General features: G+C 61.7%; 20 protein-coding genes. 2 read left to right on the top strand and 18 right to left on the bottom strand.

Annotated elements, in window-relative coordinates; all coding sequences use genetic code 11:
* Positions 1-117 precede the first annotated feature (117 nt).
* The 3 genes from plsX to Q8X48_RS02850 are packed head-to-tail and all read right to left on the bottom strand — an operon-like array spanning position 118 to position 1856.
* Positions 118-1128, bottom strand: coding sequence for a phosphate acyltransferase PlsX (plsX, locus tag Q8X48_RS02860; protein WP_407799373.1), 1011 nt, complete (start codon positions 1126-1128; stop codon positions 118-120).
* Between the two features lie 4 nt (positions 1129-1132).
* Positions 1133-1315: a 50S ribosomal protein L32 gene (rpmF, locus tag Q8X48_RS02855; protein ID WP_003179396.1), complete on the bottom strand. Its 183-nt coding sequence runs from the start codon at positions 1313-1315 to the stop codon at positions 1133-1135.
* 13 nt (positions 1316-1328) lie between these two features.
* The gene (locus Q8X48_RS02850; protein ID WP_007942001.1) at positions 1329-1856 is read right to left on the bottom strand and encodes a YceD family protein; all 528 of its coding nucleotides are present in this window, start codon (positions 1854-1856) and stop codon (positions 1329-1331) included.
* Between the two features lie 105 nt (positions 1857-1961).
* On the opposite strand from Q8X48_RS02850, the gene Q8X48_RS02845 reads away from it, so the two are divergent.
* Positions 1962-2540 carry a Maf family protein gene (locus Q8X48_RS02845; protein WP_407799372.1) on the top strand — a complete coding sequence of 193 codons (579 nt, stop codon included), beginning with the start codon at positions 1962-1964 and terminating at the stop codon, positions 2538-2540.
* A gap of 75 nt (positions 2541-2615) precedes the next feature.
* Here the strand turns inward: Q8X48_RS02845 and Q8X48_RS02840 are convergent, their stop codons facing one another.
* Genes Q8X48_RS02840 through rluC form a run of 3 tightly spaced genes read right to left on the bottom strand, consistent with a single transcriptional unit; the run spans position 2616 to position 5241 of the window.
* Positions 2616-3605 carry a S49 family peptidase gene (locus Q8X48_RS02840; RefSeq protein ID WP_407799371.1) on the bottom strand — a complete coding sequence of 330 codons (990 nt, stop codon included), beginning with the start codon at positions 3603-3605 and terminating at the stop codon, positions 2616-2618.
* A gap of 24 nt (positions 3606-3629) precedes the next feature.
* Positions 3630-4292 carry an HAD-IA family hydrolase gene (locus Q8X48_RS02835; protein ID WP_407799370.1) on the bottom strand — a complete coding sequence of 221 codons (663 nt, stop codon included), beginning with the start codon at positions 4290-4292 and terminating at the stop codon, positions 3630-3632.
* Positions 4279-5241, bottom strand: coding sequence for a 23S rRNA pseudouridine(955/2504/2580) synthase RluC (gene rluC / locus Q8X48_RS02830; protein ID WP_007977058.1), 963 nt, complete (start codon positions 5239-5241; stop codon positions 4279-4281). Before rluC ends, Q8X48_RS02835 begins: the two co-directional genes overlap by 14 nt.
* Before the next feature lie 701 nt (positions 5242-5942).
* Between rluC and rne the strand changes: the two genes are divergently transcribed.
* Positions 5943-9140: a ribonuclease E gene (rne, locus tag Q8X48_RS02825; RefSeq protein ID WP_407799369.1), complete on the top strand. Its 3198-nt coding sequence runs from the start codon at positions 5943-5945 to the stop codon at positions 9138-9140.
* A 173-nt stretch (positions 9141-9313) separates the two neighbouring features.
* Here rne and Q8X48_RS02820 read toward each other — a convergent pair whose 3' ends face one another.
* The 12 genes from Q8X48_RS02820 to Q8X48_RS02765 form a co-directional block, all read right to left on the bottom strand.
* Complete coding sequence (locus Q8X48_RS02820) at positions 9314-9910, bottom strand: nucleotidyltransferase family protein (protein WP_407799368.1); 597 nt, start codon at positions 9908-9910, stop codon at positions 9314-9316.
* Entirely contained in the window at positions 9907-10890 is a 984-nt protein-coding gene (locus Q8X48_RS02815) for an XdhC family protein (RefSeq protein ID WP_126046983.1), read from the bottom strand. Before Q8X48_RS02815 ends, Q8X48_RS02820 begins: the two co-directional genes overlap by 4 nt.
* On the bottom strand, positions 10890-13220 hold the full coding sequence (locus Q8X48_RS02810) for a xanthine dehydrogenase family protein molybdopterin-binding subunit (protein WP_407799367.1): 2331 nt from the start codon (positions 13218-13220) through the stop codon (positions 10890-10892). The genes Q8X48_RS02815 and Q8X48_RS02810 overlap by 1 nt, the downstream gene beginning before the upstream one ends.
* Entirely contained in the window at positions 13217-13687 is a 471-nt protein-coding gene (locus Q8X48_RS02805) for a (2Fe-2S)-binding protein (protein WP_015096391.1), read from the bottom strand. The genes Q8X48_RS02810 and Q8X48_RS02805 overlap by 4 nt, the downstream gene beginning before the upstream one ends.
* Before the next feature lie 241 nt (positions 13688-13928).
* Entirely contained in the window at positions 13929-14948 is a 1020-nt protein-coding gene (murB, locus tag Q8X48_RS02800) for a UDP-N-acetylmuramate dehydrogenase (RefSeq protein WP_015096392.1), read from the bottom strand.
* A complete protein-coding gene (locus Q8X48_RS02795; protein WP_102673880.1) occupies positions 14945-15409 on the bottom strand; it encodes a low molecular weight protein-tyrosine-phosphatase in 465 nt (154 codons plus the stop codon). Before Q8X48_RS02795 ends, murB begins: the two co-directional genes overlap by 4 nt.
* Entirely contained in the window at positions 15409-16173 is a 765-nt protein-coding gene (gene kdsB, locus Q8X48_RS02790; RefSeq protein WP_015096394.1) for a 3-deoxy-manno-octulosonate cytidylyltransferase, read from the bottom strand. Before kdsB ends, Q8X48_RS02795 begins: the two co-directional genes overlap by 1 nt.
* A complete protein-coding gene (locus Q8X48_RS02785) occupies positions 16170-16355 on the bottom strand; it encodes a Trm112 family protein (RefSeq protein ID WP_003179363.1) in 186 nt (61 codons plus the stop codon). The genes kdsB and Q8X48_RS02785 overlap by 4 nt, the downstream gene beginning before the upstream one ends.
* Positions 16356-16379: 24 nt before the next feature.
* Positions 16380-17390, bottom strand: a complete 1011-nt coding sequence (gene lpxK / locus Q8X48_RS02780) for a tetraacyldisaccharide 4'-kinase (protein WP_407799366.1) — start codon at positions 17388-17390, stop codon at positions 16380-16382.
* Positions 17390-17818: an ExbD/TolR family protein gene (locus Q8X48_RS02775; protein WP_007972252.1), complete on the bottom strand. Its 429-nt coding sequence runs from the start codon at positions 17816-17818 to the stop codon at positions 17390-17392. Before Q8X48_RS02775 ends, lpxK begins: the two co-directional genes overlap by 1 nt.
* Positions 17815-18450 carry a MotA/TolQ/ExbB proton channel family protein gene (locus tag Q8X48_RS02770; RefSeq protein WP_015096396.1) on the bottom strand — a complete coding sequence of 212 codons (636 nt, stop codon included), beginning with the start codon at positions 18448-18450 and terminating at the stop codon, positions 17815-17817. Before Q8X48_RS02770 ends, Q8X48_RS02775 begins: the two co-directional genes overlap by 4 nt.
* 107 nt (positions 18451-18557) lie before the next feature.
* Positions 18558-20783, bottom strand: coding sequence for a DNA internalization-related competence protein ComEC/Rec2 (locus Q8X48_RS02765; protein WP_407799365.1), 2226 nt, complete (start codon positions 20781-20783; stop codon positions 18558-18560).
* Positions 20784-20857: the final 74 nt, after the last annotated feature.

Below are 20857 nucleotides of genomic sequence, written 5' to 3'. Positions count from 1 at the left end.
CCCCTAATGATCTTGTCGTCGGAGAATTGGCGCCCCGCTTTGGGGACGCAAGAAACTGACAGTTGGATGGCCCATCGAACCAAGCGGTCACATTTAAGCATTGTCCGACGAAAACGCCTAAAGCAACAAATCCTCCAGACGACCGTACAGGCGCTCGGGAAGATTCTCCTGAATCTCGATCATGGCGCGCGAAATGGCGCTCTGGAAACCCTGGACCCCGGCAGAACCGTGGCTCTTCACCACAATCCCCTGCAAGCCGAGAAAGCTCGCGCCGTTATGCCGGGCAGGCGCCAGTTCGGCCTGCAGACGCTTCATCAATGGCAGCGCCAGTGCACCGACCGCACGCGAAGCCAGGTTCTTCTTGAACAACGCCTCGATGCGCCCGGCAATCATGGTCGCCAGACCTTCGCTGGATTTGAGCAGGATGTTGCCGACAAAACCATCACACACCACCACATCCGCTTCGCCACGGTACAAACCGTCGCCCTCGATAAAGCCGATGTAATTGATGCCCCGGGCGCCTTGCAACAAAGTCGCCGCCAGCTTGACCTGCTGATTGCCCTTGATGTCTTCGGTGCCGATGTTCAGCAACGCCACCCGTGGACGGCTAATGCCCAGAGTCTCCGCCGCAACCGAGCCCATCACCGCAAACTGCAACAGATGCTCGGCACTGCAATCGACGTTGGCGCCCAGGTCAAGCAATTGGCAGTAACCCTTTTGTGTCGGGATCGCCGCCACCATGGCCGGACGATCAATGCCCGGGAGGGTCTTGAGCACGAATCGCGACAACGCCATCAGCGCACCGGTATTGCCGGCACTGACACACGCCTGGACTTTGCCATCGCGCAACAGTTCTAGGGCCACGCGCATCGATGAGTCGGGCTTGCCTCGCAAGGCCTGGGCGGGTTTTTCGTCCATGCCGATGACTTCGCTCGCCGGAGCAATCGACAGGCGCGCGCGATCCACAGCCGAATGGCCAGCGATCAATTCTTCAAGAAGGGAGGGTTGACCGACGAGGGTCAGGTGCAGCGAGGGTGTAGCGGACAGGCAAGCAAGACTGGCCTGGACAATGCTGCGGGGACCGAAGTCCCCGCCCATTGCGTCAATCGCGATGACTTGAGCGGACAAGTGATTACTCGTCAGCGCCCTTGTCGATCACTTTACGGCCACGGTATACGCCTTCTGGCGATACGTGGTGACGCAGGTGAACTTCACCGGTGGTTTTTTCTACAGACAGGGTGCTAGCCTCGAGAGCGTCGTGCGAACGGCGCATGTCACGGGCAGAGCGGGATTTTTTGTTCTGCTGAACAGCCATAATTGATTAACTCCTAAACGTTTGGGTCACGCTTTAACTGCGCCAATACACTGAACGGGTTGGACCGCGTTACCTCGTCCTCGCTCGGTTCGGGCTCATCTGCTCCCGCCGGCTGCTGGCATTCTTCCGGATGATGAGCAGGCACAATGGGCAAGGCGAGCAGAAGCTCCTCCTCGATCAGTGACTGCAGATCCAATGGATCTTCGCCCAGTTCCAGCACGTCATAACCTTTCGGCAACGACTGGGTATTCGCACCCTCCTTCACCACAGCGTAACTGCATTCGCTATGGATCGGCAGGGTGACCAGCTCAAGACAACGCTGGCAAACCATTTTGACTTCAGTGTCGATAAAGCTGTGGATGACCACAGATTTACGTTCATCTCGTTCAAAAACGAATTTAGCCTGCACCGTACCGACATTGTCGGAAAGCGGGTCGCAGAGTCTCTCCAAATCGGCCAGCAGCATTTCACCTTGAAGGGTGGTGCCACGATCAGCCAATTTGCGCGGGTCAACGTGAGGTGGAATCGGGTCATTCAACATAGGCGCAGCATTATAGGGATGCACCCGCCCATGTCAAAGGAAATTCAGCCCTGTCCGTCACTTGGAAGCCTCGCTAGAATTCGCACCTGCCTTATGGAGATGCGCATGCTGCCTTTATTACTCGCTTCCGGCTCGGTCTATCGCCGGGAATTGCTGGCCCGCCTGCAACTGCCATTCACCTGCAGTTCACCGGATATCGACGAAAGCCATCGCCCGGGTGAATCCGCTATCTCGCTGGTCAAGCGCCTTGCCGAAGAGAAAGCGCGCGCCCTGGCCGCCAGCCATACCGCTCATCTGATAATCGGCTCCGACCAGGTCGCCGTGCTGGGAGAGCGGATAATCGGCAAGCCCCACACCTTCGAAAGAGCCCGCGAACAACTGCTGGCCGCCAGCGGCGCCAGCGTAACATTCCTGACCGGCCTGGCCTTGCTCAACAGCCGGACAGGGCACTGCCAGGTCGATTGCGTGCCATTCACCGTACACATGCGCACACTCGACGCCACCCGCATAGAGCGCTACCTGCACGCCGAGCAGCCCTACGATTGCGCAGGCAGCTTCAAGGCCGAAGGCCTGGGTGTCAGCCTGTTTCGCAGTACCGAGGGACCTGACGCCACCAGCCTGATCGGCCTGCCACTGATTCGCTTGATCGACATGCTATTGGCCGAAGGCGTGCAAATACCCTGAAAAGCAAAAGATCGCAGCCTTCGGCAGCTGTGTAGGAGCTGCCGAAGGCTGCGATCTTTTGATCTTTAAAACGACCTAGCGCAGCGACGGACCGTTAAACCCCATCCACATCGCCAAATGCTCAGCCACGCTGGCACCGAGCTTTTTCGAGAAGCGATCGAATGTCGACTCCTGAACGGTAAAGTCCACCAGTTCTTTCTCGCCGATCACATCCCGCGCAACCGAACTGGCATTGCCCAGCCCATCGATCAGCCCCAGTGGCAGCGCCTGCTCGCCAGACCAGACCAGACCGGAAAACAGCTCCGGATGCTCCTTGTCCTTCAGGCGATCGCCACGCCCTTGCTTGACGCTGTTGATGAACTGCTTGTGAGTCGTATCGAGCACACCCTGCCAGAAAGCGGTTTCTTCCGGTTTCTGTGGCTGGAACGGATCGAGAAACGACTTGTGTTCGCCCGAGGTGTAAGTGCGACGCTCGACACCCAGCTTCTCCATGGTGCCGACAAAGCCGTATCCGGCCGCCGTCACACCGATGGAGCCGACCAGGCTCGCCTTGTCGGCGTAGATCTGATCCGCCGCGCTGGCGATGTAGTAAGCACCGGAAGCCCCCAGATCGGAAATGACCGCATAGAGCTTGATGTCCGGGTGCAGGCCGCGCAGGCGACGGATCTCGTCATAGACATAACCCGACTGCACCGGACTGCCGCCCGGGCTGTTGATGCGCAGGATGACGCCCTTGACCTTCTTGTCCTCGAAAGCCGCACGCAAGCTACCAACGATATTGTCTGCGCTGGCCGACTCCTTGTCGGCAATCACCCCCCTCACATCGATCAGCGCCGTGTAATTGGCACTGAGGGTAGCGGCCTTTTCCATATCCATCAGCGGCGAAAACAGAGCAACAACGCCGAAAAGATACACAAAAGTCAGCGACTTGAAGAATATCCCCCAGCGACGGGACCGACGCTGTTCCTGCACACTGGCCAGCAGCGTCTTCTCCAGCAGCTTCCAGCTTTTGTCGTCACCGCTCTCTGTGCTCGCCTTGACGGGCGCCTTCCATTCGTCGGTCATGCCGTCCACCCCAAAAACAACCGGTTAAGCCCGCTGACTCAGCCAGGCGTGCAATTCTGAAAAACGGTCGATGGCCAGCCGCGGCTCATACAACTTCAACGCATCGATCGATTGAGCGCCATAGCTTACGGCCACCGACCCCATGCCGGCGTTGCGTGCCATCTGCAAATCAAAGGACGAATCACCGACCATCAATGCCTGTTCCGGGCGAACCTCGCAATGCGCGAGAATCTGCTCGAGCATCAGCGGATGGGGCTTGCTGGCGGTCTCGTCGGCGGCACGGGTGATATCGAAGTAATCCTCCCAGCCATGGGCCTTCAACACCCGATCCAGCCCGCGACGGGCCTTGCCGGTCGCCACAGCCAGATGATAACCCTCGGCACGAAACGCCTCGAGCGACTCGACCACTCCCTCGAACAACGGCGAAGGCTCAGCCTCCGACGCAATGTAATGTTCGGCGTAGTGTTCGCGAAACGCGATCAGTTCGGCGTCATCGATCTCGGGGTACAGGGTGCGGATCGCTTCCGGCAAACCCAGGCCGATGATGCCCTTGACGGCAAAATCGTCGCGCTGCTCAAAACCGGAGCGCCGGGAGGCAACATGCATCGCCTCGACAATCCGGCCAATGGAATCGGCCAGCGTGCCGTCCCAATCGAAAATCAGCAGCTTGTAATCAGATGGGCGCACTCAATCGCTCCACAGTCTTGGCCCACATCTCGTCGACCGGGGCCTGCAACTTCAGCTCGCCGCCATCAGGCAACGGCACGGTCAGCATGTAGGCATGCAGGAACAGGCGCTTGCCGCCCAGATCGCGGATTTCCTTGCTGAAACCTTCGTCGCCGTACTTGGTGTCGCCAGCGATGCAATGCCCGGCGTGCAAGGTATGCACGCGGATCTGGTGAGTGCGGCCGGTAATCGGCTTGGCTTCGATCAGGGTGGCAAAGTCGCCGAAGCGGCGCAGGACCTTGAACACGGTCACGGACTCCTTGCCCTCCTCCTCGTCGACCTCGACCATGCGCTCGCCGGAGCGCAGGTTGCTCTTGCCCAGCGACGCACGGACTTGCTTGATCGAGCTCGCCCAGTTACCGCGAACCAGCGCCATGTAGCGTTTGTCGACGCCATCACCGCGCAACGCGGTGTGCAAGTGGCGCAACATGCTGCGCTTCTTGGCGATCATCAACAGGCCGGACGTGTCACGGTCGAGACGGTGAACCAGTTCGAGCTCCTTGCAATCGGGGCGCAACTGACGAAAGGCTTCGATCACCCCGAACGTCAGGCCGCTGCCGCCGTGAACCGCAATGCCGGCGGGCTTGTTGATCACGATCAGGGCCTTGTCTTCGAAGACAATCGAGGCTTCGAGCCGCTGCAGCAGGCCTTGTGCCAGTGGCACCGGCTCGTCGCGCTCAGGCACGCGAACCGGCGGCACGCGCACGATATCGCCCGCCTGCAGCTTGTACTCGGGCTTGATCCGACCTTTGTTCACGCGCACTTCGCCCTTGCGCAAAATGCGGTAAATCAAGGTCTTGGGCACGCCTTTGAGCCGCGCGAGAAGGAAATTATCAATACGCTGGCCGGCATATTCCGGCGAGACCTCAAGCAGTTGTACGCCTGGAGTCGGGGGGGTAGTCGTCGTCATGCCGCGGATGATAACAATTTTTTATGGAATTGAAGCACTTAATCATTGCTGCTATAGTCGCGAACGTCGCCAAAAGCGGCCTGGACAGCGGACCAACGGTCAAAAACCGGCCCTGACCAACGCAATTCACCAGGACGCGAGGCCGTCCTACGGGGCTTTCGCTACGTAACGGTGGAGTTTGCAGGTGTAACGAGCGCAGGTGACATGAGGCCTGAATCACGCCACAAAGCAGAGTTTTCACTCGTTTTGCGAGCCATATTCACGGCCAGTTCACAAAGTGCAGTCAGCTGCGAATGACCCCGAGCGAAGGCATCGGAAACAACGCCTAAATTAGCCATGATGCGTGACCTCCCCTTTCGGAGCTCACGGTAAATGCCAACCCGCTGCGGATTCTGCGCGCGGCAGCACCCGAATTATCAGGGATACGTGTAGGGTGGAGATGCACAACCGCCGGACTGTGTAGCAACAGGCTTTCTCCAGACGCTTCATCTCGTCCACAGCCGCTGGTTGATTCCTCCTCCTGACTGAGTGCTTAAGTAGCCACAGCAAGCAGGACGCGTACGTCGCGATGAAGGCCCACATTGGCCGGACTTCGCTGGACACGGGAAATGGCCAACCACTCCCGACGCACCTGACACCGACCGTGAGAAGTCGTGTGTGCCGAACGCCGTTTCCGGCAGCCCGGAAACCGACGGTACTACATGAAAAGAATGCTGATTAACGCAACTCAACCCGAAGAGTTGCGTGTTGCACTGGTAGATGGCCAGCGCCTCTACGACCTGGACATCGAATCCGGTGCACGCGAGCAGAAGAAGGCCAACATCTATAAAGGCCGGATTACTCGCATCGAACCAAGCCTCGAGGCTGCCTTTGTCGATTTCGGCTCTGAGCGCCACGGCTTCCTGCCCCTCAAAGAAATCTCCCGCGAATACTTCAAGAAAGCCCCGGAAGGTCGCGTCAACATCAAGGACGTCCTGAGCGAAGGCCAGGAAGTCATCGTTCAGGTCGAAAAAGAAGAACGTGGCAACAAGGGCGCCGCCCTGACCACCTTCATCAGCCTGGCCGGTCGTTACCTGGTACTGATGCCGAACAACCCGCGTGCCGGCGGTATCTCCCGTCGCATTGAAGGCGAAGAGCGCAACGAACTGCGTGAAGCCCTGAACGGCCTGGTTGCCCCGGCCGACATGGGCCTGATCGTGCGCACTGCCGGCCTTGGCCGCAGCAGCGAAGAAATGCAGTGGGACCTCGACTACCTGCTGCAGCTCTGGACCGCCATCAAGGAAGCCTCGCTGGACCGCGCCGCGCCGTTCCTGATCTACCAGGAAAGCAACGTGATCATCCGCGCGATCCGCGACTACCTGCGCCAGGACATCGGCGAAGTGCTGATCGACAGCGTTGAAGCCCAGGACGAAGCCCTGACCTTCATCCGCCAGGTGATGCCGCAGTACGCCAGCAAGATCAAGCTCTACGAAGACAGCGTTCCGCTGTTCAACCGCTTCCAGATCGAAAGCCAGATCGAAACCGCTTTCCAGCGCGTCGTCGAACTGCCTTCCGGCGGCTCCATCGTGATCGATCCGACCGAAGCCCTGGTGTCCATCGACATCAACTCGGCGCGCGCCACCAAAGGCAGCGACATCGAAGAAACCGCGCTGCAGACCAACCTTGAAGCGGCCGAAGAAATCGCCCGTCAGTTGCGCCTGCGCGACATCGGCGGCCTGATCGTCATCGACTTCATCGACATGACCCCAGCCAAGAACCAGCGCGCCGTGGAAGAGAAAGTCCGCGAATGCCTGGAAGCCGACCGCGCTCGTGTACAAGTCGGTCGCATTTCGCGCTTCGGCCTGCTGGAAATGTCCCGTCAGCGCCTGCGTCCGTCCCTGGGCGAAAGCAGCGGCATCGTCTGCCCGCGTTGCAACGGCACCGGCATCATCCGTGACGTTGAATCGCTGTCCCTGGCGATCCTGCGCCTGATCGAAGAAGAAGCCCTGAAAGACCGTACCGCCGAAGTTCGTGCACAAGTGCCGATCCCGGTGGCTGCGTTCCTGCTCAACGAAAAACGCAACTCGATCACCAAGATCGAACTGCGCACCCGCGCCCGCATCGTCATCCTGCCGAACGATCACCTCGAGACGCCGCACTTCGAAGTGCAACGCCTGCGTGATGACAGCCCGGAAGCGGCGACCAACCAGTCCAGCTACGAAATCGCCGCTGCCGCGGCCGAAGTCGAAGAAGTCCAGCCAGCCGCAGCGACCCGCACCCTGGTTCGCCAGGAAGCCGCGGTCAAGACAGCTCCGGCCCGCGCCAACGCTCCGGTTCCAACCGAAGTTGCCGCCCCGGCCCCGGCCCCGGCTCCGGCCGTCGTGCCTGAGCCAAGCCTGTTCAAAGGCCTGGTGAAGTCGCTGGTGAGCCTGTTCGCCACCAAGGAAGAGCCTGTCGCGCCGGTTGTGGTTGAAAAGCCAGCCGCCGAGCGTCCGGCCCGCAACGAAGAGCGTCGCAACGGTCGCCAGCAGAGCCGCAACCGTAACGGTCGCCGCGATGAAGAGCGCAAGCCTCGCGAAGAACGTGCACCGCGTGAAGAGCGTCAGCCACGCGAAGTGCGCGAGCCTCGCGAGAGCCGTGAAGAAACGCCGGCAGTAGCCCGCGAAGAACGCGCACCACGCGCGCCTCGTGAAGAACGTGCGCCGCGCGCTCCGCGTGAAGATCGCAAGCCACGTGGCGAGCGTGAAGAACGCGTGCGTGAACTGCGCGAGCCTCTGGATGCCGCTCCGGCTGCTCCGGCCGCCGCTGCTACCGCAGAAGAGCGTCCGGCTCGCCAGCCACGTGAAGAGCGTGCTCCACGCCCACCGCGTGAAGAGCGTCAGCCTCGTGCCGAACAAGCTGCTGCCGCCGCTGCCGAAGAAGAACTGACCACCAACGAAGAGCAACTGCAGGAAGAGGGTCAGGAAAACGCCGAAGGCGATCGTCCACGCCGCCGCTCCCGTGGCCAGCGTCGTCGCAGCAACCGTCGCGAGCGTCAGCGTGATGCCAACGGCAACGTGATCGAAGGTTCGGAAGAGTCCGAGTCCGGCGAAAACGCTGAAGTGCCAAGCACTGCCGATCTGGCCGCCGGCCTGGCTGTCACCGCAGCCGTTGCCAGCAGCGTGATCAGCGCTCCAGCCGAAGCTGAAGCCAATGTGCAAGCCGAACGCGCCACTGCCGCCACCCTGGAAGCAGCTCCGGTTGAAGCGCCAGTCGTTGAAGCGACCACGCCGGTCGAAGTCACCGCCTCGCCGGAAATCGAAGTGGCGCCAGAAGCTCAGCCAGCCGTTGAAGCGGTTGCCGAGCCGGCTCCAGTGGTTGAAGCACCTGCCGCACCTGCAGAAGCTGTCGTCGAGACCGTGACTGAAACCGTTCGCGAAGTGCGTGAAGAGCAAACGGCGTTCAACTGGGTGGCCGAGCCAGCCGTCGCTGAAACACCAGCGCCTGCTGCCGAGACCCAAGTGGCCGAAGCCATGGTTTCCGAGCCAGTGGTTGCTGCAGCAGAACCGGCCCCGGCGGCGGAGGTTGAAGCACCTGTCGTTGAAGCTCCTGCTGTTGAAGCTGCGGTCGTTGCCCAAGCACCTGCCCCGGTCGTCGAGGCCGCTCCTGTCAGCGCCCTGACGCCAAGTGGCCGTGCGCCTAACGACCCACGTGAAGTGCGTCGTCGCAAGCGTGAAGCCGAGCGTCTGCAGAAGGAAGCTGAACTGGCTGCCGCTGCGGCTCCGGTTGAAGCGGTTGAGGCAGCGCCTGCCCCGGCTGCCGAAGTGGTTGCCGAGCCGGCTGAGTCGGTGATCCACGAAGCGCCGCGTTCCGTTCAGGAAGCGGTAGAGCAACACGAGCAAGCCCTGGAAAAAGAGCACGAGACCAAACCTCTCGCCTGATTCCATCGGCCACTGAAAAGCCCCGCTTGGTGATCCCAGGCGGGGCTTTTTTATATCCCTGAATACCCCCCAATCCCCTGTGGGAGCGAGCTTGCTCGCGATAGCGGAATGATATTCAACATTGGTGCTAGCTGATCCACCGCTATCGCGAGCAAGCTCGCTCCCACAAGGACCTATGCTGGCCTGAAGGTTAGTGCCTCAGGCACATCCACATCCCACAACACACCGGGATCATCCACGGCCACTTCGATCACCCGCCCTTGGGCAAACAGCGGTTTCGCGCCACGATCCCCCGATAGCTCCATCAACCCCGCTGCGAAGTCCCGCCCAAACCCGACCGGATGCCCATATTTACCGCCCTGTACCGGAACACTGATACTGTCATTGCCAATACCCGCCACCACTTGCTCGATACTGGACGGCAGGATGAACGGCATATCCCCCAGCACCATCAGCCAGCCATCGAGTTGTTTGCAGGCAGCGACTCCAGCGGCAATGCTGTCGCCCATTCCCGTCGATTCGATCAGCACAATCTCGCAGCCATAGGCCTGAGCCATGCGAATCACCTGTGGACGGTCAGCAGTGGTGACGAATACGCGTTTGCCCAGCGTCGCCGGCAGGTTGACCAATGTGTGCTCGATGACGGACCGCACCACGCCGTCACGCCCGATGCAATCGGCCACCAACTTATCCCTTTCAGCACCCGCCACCTGACGAAACCGACTGCCCTGCCCCGCCGCCAGTAAGACGACGCCAATGGACTCGCTCATACCTTCTCCCGCAAGACCTTCTTCTGTTTCAGTTCGACGCCATTTTTGACCGCCACAATTTCCGCCATGAGCGACAAGGCTATTTCCGCTGGATTATGACTGCCGATGTGCAAGCCGATCGGACCATGCAAGCGGTCAATCGCCGGTTGCGACAAACCCAGTTGAGCCAGGTTTTCCCGGCGCTTCTGGCTGTTCACCCGCGACCCCAGTGCTCCAACGTAAAAGGCTTTGGAATCCAGGGCCGTGAGCAACGCCATGTCGTCCAGGCGCGGATCGTGGGTCAAGGCCACGATGGCCGTGCGCTCATCGGTCTGGATATTCAACACCGCCTCATCCGGCATGCCCGAGACGAATCGTCCGTGCTGCTCTTCCCAGCCATAGACGAACTCGCTGCGTGGATCGCAAATCAGCACCTCGAAATCCAGCAGGCGGGCCATTTCCGCGACATAGCGCGACAGCTGCCCCGCGCCGATCAGCAGCAAGCGCCAGCGCGGCCCATAGATCGCCCGCAAGGCCTGACCGTCGAACGTCAATACATCAGCTTTACTGGCCGGCTGCAAAAGCACTTCGCCGGTGGCCAGGTTCAGTTCACGGGCAACGATTTCATGGGCCTCGCATCGGGCCAGCAGTTGCTCGACCCAATCCCCATCGTCGATGCGCTCCTCGGTCAAGCGCAAGGTGCCACCGCAGGGCAAACCGAAACGTGCGGCTTCCTCGCGGGTCACGCCGTACGTGATCAGTTGCACGGGCGGCCCGTCCAGTGCGAGACGGCCGTCGTGCAGCCGGGCGATCAAGTCATCCTCGACACACCCACCGGAAACCGAACCAATCACTACGCCGTCTTCACGCAGGGCGAGCATGGCGCCGGGTGCCCGGGGCGCAGTGCCCCAGGTTTCGACCACGCTGTACAACACCACCCGCTGACCAGCGCGCTGCCATTGCAGCACACTGCGCAGGACGTTCAGGTCGGCGCTGTCCATCAGGCTCCAGCCTGCTGCCAGCCCGACAACTGATAACGAACCGGCAGGTTGCGGATGCGCTTGCCGGTGGCAGCAAAGATCGCATTGCACAGGGCCGGCGCAATCGGTGGCACACCCGGTTCACCAACTCCGCCCAATGGCACGTCACCCGGCGGCGTCACCAGATGCACAGCCACCTCTTTCGGCGCCAGGGACATGCGCGCCACTTCGTACATGTGGAAGTTATCCTGCTGGACCTTGCCGTCCTTGAAGCTGATTTCCCCAAGCACCGCATTACCCAGGCCCATGACGCAGGCACCCTCGAATTGCGCGCGAATCCGCTCGGGATTGATCTGCGGCCCGCAATCGACGGCGATGTCGGCCTTGTGCACCACCAGCGTGCCGTCGTCTTTGACCTCCACCTCGATCACCGCTGCCACATAGGTCACGAAGCTGTAATGCACCGCCAGGCCCAGGCCGCGGCCCTTGGGCAGCTCACGCCCCCATCCGGCGGCTTTGGCGGCGGTCTCCAGTACCGTGCGCAGGCGCGCGGTGTCGATCGGATACCGCTCGGGGGATTCACCGTAGTTCCACTCTTCGCTCAAGGTGCGCGGATCGATCTGACGGTCCGGGCCGAGCAATCTGACTTGGTACTTCAGCGGATCTTCCCCAGCCTTGTGCGCCAGTTCATCGATAAAACTCTGGATCGCGAAGCCATGGGGAATGTTCGACACCGAGCGATACCAGCCGACGCGGGTATGCACCGTGGCCTCGGGGTTTTCCAGGCGAATGTTGGGGATCGCATACGCCATGTTGGTGAAGCCCATGCCCAGTTCGAACGCCGCCTCATGGTTCATGCCCGGCGCAAACAACGCCGTGATGCTCGGCGCCACCGTACGGTGCAGCCAGCCGGACGGCAGGCCGTCCTTGTTCAGGCCGGCCTTGAGGTATTCGACCGATACGGTGTGGAAGTAGGAACAATGAATGTCGTCTTCGCGGGTCCATTGCACCCGCACCGCTTTGCCGGGGAATTCCTTGGCGAGGATCGCGGCTTCGATGATGAAGTCAGGCTTGGACTTGCGCCCGAACCCACCGCCCAGCAAGGTCACGTTGAACGTGACCTTTTCGAACGGCAGCCCCAGGCGTTCACCGATCCGTTCCCGGGTGACCTGCGGCGCCTGGCTTGGCCCCCAGGCCTCGCACGCACCGTCCTTGAACCGCGCAATGGCGACCATCGGTTCCATCGGCGACTGTGACAAATGCGGCAAGTAGTATGAGGCTTCCAACGTGCTATCGGCGCTGCTCATGGCTTCGTCTATGTTGCCGGTATTGCGCACCACCTTGCCAGGCTTGAGCGAGGCCGCTTCGAGCTCCTTGCGATAGGCGATCGAGTCGTAGCTCGCGTTGGGGCCGTCTTCCCACTCGATTTTCAGCGCCTCGCGGCCCTTGATCGCCGCCCAGGTATTACTCGCCACCACGGCAATGCCACCCAGGGGCTGGAACTCCGAAGGCAACGGACGGCTTTCGATCTGCAGCACCTTGACCACGCCGGGGACTTTCATCGCCGCGCTGCCATCGAAACTTTTGACTTTGCCGCCATACACCGTGGGTCGGGCAATCGTCGCGTAGAGCATGCCGTCGAAATGCACGTCGGCACCGTAAACGGCACGGCCGTTGACGATGTCCTCACCGTCAATGGCCTTGCTGCCTTCCTTGCCGATGTAACGGAATTCCGAAGGCTGCTTGAGCCTCAGGCTGTCACGCGCCGGTACGGCCAAAGCGCTGGCAGCGGCGGCGAGCGCGCCATAATCCAGTTCGCGGCCCGAGGGTTTGTGGATGACTTTATGCAGTTGCGCATGGCACTCGCCCACCGACACTTTCCACTGGTCAGCAGCGGCCTGTTCCAGCATGGCGCGTGCAGCAGCCCCGCAACGACGCATCGGTTCGTACCAGTGGCGCATGCTGCGTGAGCCGTCGGTGTCCTGGTTGCCGAAGCGTGCCTCATCGCCCGGGGCCTGCTGTACCTTGACCCGCGCCCAATCGGCTTCCAGTTCATCAGCCACCACCATGGTCAGGCTGGTGCGCACGCCCTGCCCCATTTCCGAGCGGTTGCAGATCACAGTCACCGTGCCATCGGCGGCGATGCTCACATAGACTTTCGGATCGTCGACCCAGCCGTGGGGCATGCCGTCGGCGCCGAACTTCTTGTCTTTTTCTTCGGCAAAAGCGTCTTGCCAGCCCCAGCTCGCCGCCAATACCAGCGCACTGGTGGCGCCCACGCCTTTGAGAAAGCCACGGCGACTGAGCTGGCTCAGATTGCTCAGGGTGAAATCATTCGGTAACCGGCTCATGCCTTGGCCTCCTTCAGGTGAGTGGAGGCCTGGCGGATGGCGGTCTTGATGCGGTTGTAGGTGCCGCAGCGGCAGATGTTGCCGACCATCGCCTCTTCAATCTGCTCGTCGCTGGGGTTCGGGTGGGTCTTGAGCAGCGCTGTCGCCGACATGATTTGACCACCCTGGCAGAAACCGCATTGGGCGACCGCCGTGTCGAGCCAGGCTTGCTGGACGACTTTGCCGATCGGGTCGGCGTGCAGGTTGTCGATGGTGCTGACATTCTGACCGACGACGGAACCGATGGGCGTGATGCAACTGCGTGCCGGTGCCCCTTCGATATGAATGGTGCAGGCCCCGCACAGGCCCATGCCGCAGCCGAACTTGGTACCGTTGTACCCGGCCACGTCGCGGATCGCCCAGAGCAGCGGCATGTCCTCGGTGACGTCGAGTTGATGGTCTTGACCATTGAGTTTCAGGGTAATCATGGGCACGCCCGCATAGATCTTGAGTTATGGGGTCGAGCAATCTGCCGCTGGATCTCGGTGGGTCGCACGCAGATCGACTCAGGCTAATCGGCTCTCTCGTGCGGACGCAAACGGTCTGCACCGGGCCTTTGGTGGAGCAAGAGTGTGCATCGTTAGCTGACTAAGTTAACCGAGCATTAACAAAAAAGCCCTGCACAATAAACATCGTGCAGGGCTTTTTGATCTGTCCTGAAAGCTTAGCTCAATACCGGTTCGGTTCCATTTCCAGGTCGACATGAAAACGTTCTGAAATGTCTTTCTGGATGCGCTGCGCCAGGTTCAGCAATTGCAGGCCCGTTGCGCCGCCATAGTTGACCAGCACCAGCGCCTGCAGCTTGTGAACACCTGCGTCGGCATCGCGAAAACCTTTCCAGCCTGCCCGCTCGATCAACCAGCCAGCGGCCAGTTTCATCTGCCCATCGGGTTGCGCATAGGCCACCAGGTCCGGGTACTCGCCCTTGAGCCGTGCAGCCAGCGCCGCCGACACCAAAGGGTTCTTGAAGAAACTGCCGGCATTGCCGAGCACGGCCGGGTCCGGGAGTTTTTCGTTGCGGATGCTGCAAATGGCCTGGCTGACATCGCGGGCGGTCGGATGCTCGATACCTTGTTCGGTCAAGCGCTGACGCACCGGGCCGTACTCCAGGTGCAAATGCGCGGCACGGTCGAGGGCGAAACGCACACGCAGGATCAACCAGCGCCCCGGTTCCTGCTTGAACAGGCTGTCGCGGTAAGCAAAGTTGCACTGCGCCAGGCTGAAATCGCGCAGTTCGCCGGTCTGGCGATCGAGGGCGGTCAGGCCGGCGAACACGTCCTTGATCTCGACCCCATAGGCGCCGATGTTCTGCATCGGTGCCGCACCCACGGTGCCGGGAATCAGGCTGAGGTTTTCCAGGCCGGACAACCCAAGCGCCAGGGTGTGTTGCACAAAGGGATGCCAGGGCTCGCCCGCCTCGGCCTCGATCACCACTTTGCCGTCGTCATCGCTCAGCACGCGAATCCCGCGAGTGGCCATGCGCAGCACCAGTGATTCGATATCCGCCGTCAGCAGCAGGTTGCTGCCACCGCCGATCACCAGTACCGGGACCTTGTGCTCCAGCCCATAGGCCAGGGCTTCGCGCACATCGGCGTCGCTATGGGCCTCGGCAAACAGCCGGGCCTGGACATCCACGCCAAAGCTGTTGAACGGCTTGAGCGACACCTGCGATTGAATCTGCAAACTCATAACCGTCCCTTCAATTCGATCACCAGCAAATCACTGGCGCGCTCGATCAGGTCCAACACCTGCTCGAAGCCTTGCTCGCCATCGTAGTACGGGTCCGGCACTTCATCGATTGGCGACTGGTAACGGCGCAGGAACAGATCCAGCTCGGCCTTGCCCTTGGCGGGCTGCAACGCCTTGAGGTTGCGCAGGTTGCTGTTGTCCATCGCGAGGATCAGGTCGTAGGTGGCAAAATCGGCGCGGCTGACTTGCCGGGCGCGCTGGGCCGACAAGTCGTAACCGCGCAGCTTCGCCGCGGCCTGGCTGCGCTTGTCCGGCGCCTTGCCGACATGCCAGTCACCGGTGCCGGCGGAAGCGACCTCAACCTGATCGGCCAGCCCCGCTTCGCGCAGTTTGTGCCGCAGCACGCCTTCGGCCGTGGGAGAACGGCAGATGTTGCCCAGGCACACGAACAAAACGCGCATCACGCCTCCAGCAGGCGACGAACGCGCTCGAGGTCTTCAGCGGTATCGACGCCGGCAGGCGGTGCGATCAATGCGTCGGCCACGTGGATCCGCACGCCGTGCCACAGGGCACGCAGCTGTTCCAGGCACTCGGTGTTTTCCAGCCAGCATGGACCCCAGTTGACGAAATCCTGCAGGAAACCGGCGCGGTAGGCATAGATGCCGATATGGCGGCGATACGGCACGCCTTCCGGCAACTGCTCAGGGTTCACGGCAAATGCATCCCGCGCCCAGGGCAAGGTAGAGCGACTGAACGTCAGCGCCAGGCCATTGAGGTCGCTGACGACCTTGACCACGTTGGGATTGAACAGGGTGTCCGCGTCTTCGATCGGCTCGGCCAGGGTGGCCATGCGCGCTTCAGCGTGGGCCGCCAGGTTGGCGGCGACCTGATCGATCACGCTCGGCGGGATCAGCGGCTCGTCGCCCTGGACGTTGACGACGATGGCATCGGGCGCCAGGCCCAGTTTCATCGCGACTTCAGCCAGGCGATCGGTGCCGGAATTGTGATCCTCACGGGTCAGCACCACTTCGGCACCGAAGCCATTGCAGGCCTCGACGATGCGCGCGTCGTCAGTGGCAACCACCACCCGCCCGGCGCTGCTTTTGCTCGCCTGTTCCCAGACGTGCTGGATCATCGGCTTGCCGGCGATCAGCAGCAGCGGCTTGCCTGGCAGACGGGTGGAGGCATAACGCGATGGAATGACGACGGTAAAGGCTGTGGTCATTTATCCAGACGCTCATCGGTGGTCAGGGTGCGCGCTTCCGACTCGAGCATCACCGGGATGCCGTCGCGAATCGGGTAAGCCAGGCCGGCGCCCTTGCTGATCAGCTCGGTCTTGTCGGCGCTGAGCTTGAGCGGGCCTTTGCAGACCGGGCAAGCGAGGATGTCGAGCAATTTGGTGTCCATGAGCATTCCCTGGAAAAAACGGAGTTAAGGCAACAAACGATCCGGCAGCAGGCGCATCAACTGTGTGTCGAACCAGGCCACGAAGGCCGGCGACGGCACGGCATCGACCGCCAGGTACCACCAGTCGGCGGCGGCAAAGGCACGGCATTTCACCGCGTCTTTTTCCGTCATCACCAACGGCAATGACGGCGTGAAATTCAACGTCTGCACGCTGTATTCAGCGTGGTCGGCAAACGCATGTGGAACAGGCTGCCAGTGTAGCGTTTCGAGGGTCTTGAAGAAACGTTGCGGATTGCCGATACCGGCCACCGCGTGCAGGGCCTGGCCGGCGGGAAAATGATCGAGGGGACGGCGTTCGCCACTGCGCAGATTGACCAGCGCGGTGGGCTGCAATTGAAAGGCAAAGCCATCGTCGCGGTCGGATGCGGCACCGTTGTAGAGCACCGCGTCGACGCTTTGCAGGCGCTCGACCGGCTCACGCAATGGCCCGGCGGGCAGGCAACGGCGGTTGCCCAGGCCGCGGGCGGCGTCGATCAGCACCAGCTCGAGGTCACGGGCCATGCGGTAGTGCTGCATGCCGTCGTCGGACAGGATCAGATCCAGCGGTTCACTGGCCAGCAAGGCTTTGACGGCGTTGCTGCGATTGGGGTCGATCATCAGCGGCACGCCCGTGCGCTGGACAATCAGCAACGGCTCGTCACCGGCGACGTCGGCGCTCTGCCCGGCCTCGACCCGCCACGGCAACTGCGGCGGTTTGGCGCCATAGCCGCGGCTGACCACGCCGACCCGCAGGCCGCTGCGCTGGCAGTGCTCGATCATCCATAGAATCAGTGGCGTCTTGCCGGTGCCTCCCACGGTGATGTTGCCGACCACGATCAGCGGCACCGGTGGCTGGTAGATCTCGCCCTCACCCGCCAGAAAGCGCTTGCGCTTGTTCATGACCACGCGCCGGTACAGCCATTCCAGTGGCTGTAACAGCTTCAGGGCCGGATGACCTGCGTACCACGCGGCGAGCAATCGATCGGACATGGCCATCAGGGCGCGGGAGGCGCCGCCTCGATGGTGGTCATGCGCAAGTGACTGAAGCCGAGTTTGCCGGCGGCATCCATGGCTGTCACCACGGACTGATGCGCAGTCTTGCCGTCAGCACTGATGGACAGCGGCCGGTTGGTGTCGCCGTTGGCTTCTTTTTGCAGTGCGTCCATCAGCGAGGCCAGGTCGCTTTTCGGCAGGATCTGGTTGTTCACCGAGAACACGCCGTCGGCGCTGATGGCGATGTCCAGTGGCTTGCTCTGATCGTCGGCCGGCGTGCCGCTGACGGCTTCCGGCAGATCGACGCGCAGTTGGGTCTCACGGGTAAAGGTGGTGGTCACGACAAAAAACAGCAACAGGATGAACACCACGTCGATCAGCGATGCGAGGTTGATGTCCACCGTTTCCCGTGGTTTGCGGCGGAATTTCACGCTTTGCTCCCGGTCAGGTCCACGTCGCGATCGCCCTGCACCACTTCGACCAGCTTGATCGCTTCCTGCTCCATGCCCACCACCAGCTCATCGATCCGGCGTTGCAGGAAACGGTGGAAAAACACTGCGGGGATACCCACCATCAGGCCCGCGGCCGTGGTGATCAGGGCCTTGGAAATACCACCGGCCAGTACCGAAGCGTTAGTGGTCATGCCTGAGCCTGTGAACGCACTGAAAATATCGATCATGCCCAGCACCGTACCCAGCAGGCCCAGCAACGGCGCCATGGCGGCGATGGTGCCGAGGGCGGCGACGTAGCGCTCGAGCTCATGGATGACCCGTTGTGCGGCCTCTTCAATGCACTCCTTCATGATCTCGCGACCATGCTTGGAGTTGGCCAGGCCGGCCGCCAGGATCTCGCCCAACGGGGAGTTGGCGCGCAGTTCCTTGAGTTTTTCCTTGTTGAGCTGTTTGTCCTTGATCCAGACCCAGACCTGCCCGAGCAAGTGCTCCGGGGTCACGCGGCTGGCCCGCAGGGTCCACAGACGCTCGGCAACGATCGCCATGGCCGCGATGGAGCTCAAAATGATCGGCAGCATCATCCAGCCGCCGGATTTGACCAATTCCCACACAGTGACAGCCCCCTCGAAAAAGTGCGCCACTCTAACATAGGGGGTGGGCGCACCGAAGACCGCGATGTCGCATCCGGTCGGGCCTTGATAACGCCCGGTCATGAGCTCTAAGGCGGCGGATCGCGCCAGAATCGCCGTTCCTGGCGCATCGACCATGGCGGCTCGAAGCGCCCCAGTTGCAGACGAATGGCACCCTGTTCGACGCTGTCGTAGATCGCCATCCCGCGTTTCTGATAACGCTCGATCACCGTGGGATGCGGATGGCCAAACGAATTGCCCTGGCCGCGGGAGATCAGCGCCCCTTTAGGTTGCAGGACATCCAGCAGGGCGTTTGACGACGAGCTGCGACTGCCGTGGTGTGGCGCCTGCAGCCAATCGACAGGCAAGGCCAACGGACTGTCCAGCAGGGCTTTTTCGGCGGCGGCATCAATGTCGCCACTCAACAGCAACCGTTCACCATTGGCCTCGATCAACAAGACACAGGAGTTCTGGTTGCTGTCGCCGGCCAATGGCCAGTGCCAAAGCTGGAAGTCGACTTCATCCCAGGTCCATTGCCGGCCGCTCTCACAACGCCCGGCCTGCAGTTCCACAGGCAAGTCTGAGGGTTCACCACTGACCACCTGTTTCACCGGCAAGCCCTTGGCAATCGCCGGGGCACCGCCGGCATGATCGGCATGGGCGTGGCTGATCAGCATCAGGTCGAGACCATTCACCCCCAGTTTGTGCAACGCCGGCAGCACCACCCGCTCTCCCTGGTCAAGCTCACCGAATCGCGGTCCGGCGTCATACAGCAAGGTGTGGTGCCGGGTGCGCACCACAATAGCCAAACCCTGCCCCACGTCCAACTGCCAGACTTCAGCGATGCCTTCCGGCAGCATTGACCGGGGTGGGAATACCAGCAACAGCAGCAGAGGCCAACCCAACGGACGCAGCGGAACGCCACGCGGCAACAGCAGTAGAAAAGCGCCCAGCGCGCCGAGGCTCCATACTCCCAAAGGAATCGCCTTCGGCACCCACGCGGGTAGCACCTCGGCCAACAACGCCAGGACCCTGAACAACTCACCGATCAAACCGCCCGCCAGCCACAACAGGCCCTCGCCCACGTAGGGCACCGGCAACAGCAATGTCCCGAGCAAGGCCGGTGGCAACACCAGCAGACTGATCCACGGCACCGCCAACAAATTGGCTGCCGGACCGCTAAGGCTGATCGGCAATCCCAATACCAACAGTAACGGGCACAATCCGATTGCAATCAGCCACTGGGCGCGGGTCCAGGTTTGCCACCATCGCCAGGGGCCCAACCGGCCGCCGAAGGTCAATATCAAGACGGCCACGGCCGCGAAAGACAGCCAGAAACCAGGCTGAAGACTCGCCAGCGGCTCCAGCAGCAAAATGCCGCAGAGGGCCAGTAAAAGCGGCCACCACGCACCGAGATGACGAAACCGCAGACGCCACAGCAACACCAGGCCAAGCATCAGGCAGGCTCGTCGCACCGGCACCCCGAATCCGGCCAGCATCCCGTAACCGAGCGCCGCGGCGAATGCCAGGCCACACGCCCAAGGCAGCCATGGCAGACGGTTCGGCCATAACCCAAGGCGGGCCAGACCGGCAATCAACAGATACACGACGCCCGCCAGCAAGCCGATGTGCTGCCCGGAAATCACCAACAGATGCACCGTGCCGGTGTCCTGCAATACCTGCCAGTCTTCGCGACTCAGCCCGGCACCGTCCCCGAGCACCAACGCGGTCAACGCGCCGCCTCGGCCCTGGGCATCCACCGCTTGCAAACGCTGGCGGATGCCGTCGCGCCAGGCCCATTGGGCTGGCGCAAGGCGGTCGCCCTGCTTGACCGTCCCGGTCGCCCCGATGTGTTGTGCCAGCAACCAGGCCTGGTAGTCGAACGCCTGCGGATTGAGGAGCCCGACCGGGCGCTTCAATTTGACTGCCAGACGCCAGCGCTCACCACTGTTCACCGGCGGCCCGCCGTACCAGGCCAGGCGCATTTGCGGCGGCAGGCGGGTGCGCCGGGACTGGATGTCGGTCAATTCGAAACGCACGACACCGTCGTCATGCCGGGGCAAGCCGGTGACCCGTCCTTCGACCCAGCGGGTTTCTCCGTCCAGCGCCGGCGGCAACCGGTCATCCAGCGCCCACTGCGCATTCGCGCAGGCCCAACTCAAACCGAACAGGTAAAACGCCACCGGATACGTCCTGAATGGCAACAACATCAAACCCGCCACCGGCATCGCCAGCCACAACCAGACCGGCGGTAAAGCCGGCAAAAAACGCAAAGTCAGCAGACCCAGCGCCAACGCCATCATCCCTGTGCGCATAAGCCCGTCCTTGAGAGTCCCCTCCAAGGCTTAGCCCGCCGGTCGCGTGGGCGCCGTTATTAATTGTCACAAAG

Origin of the sequence: Pseudomonas sp. QLc11A (assembly GCF_052112305.1) — a bacterium.
GTDB lineage: Bacteria > Pseudomonadota > Gammaproteobacteria > Pseudomonadales > Pseudomonadaceae > Aquipseudomonas > Aquipseudomonas laurylsulfatiphila.
The sequence above is the reverse complement of the archived record's forward strand: the minus strand, read 5'-3'. Positions and strand labels throughout refer to the sequence as shown.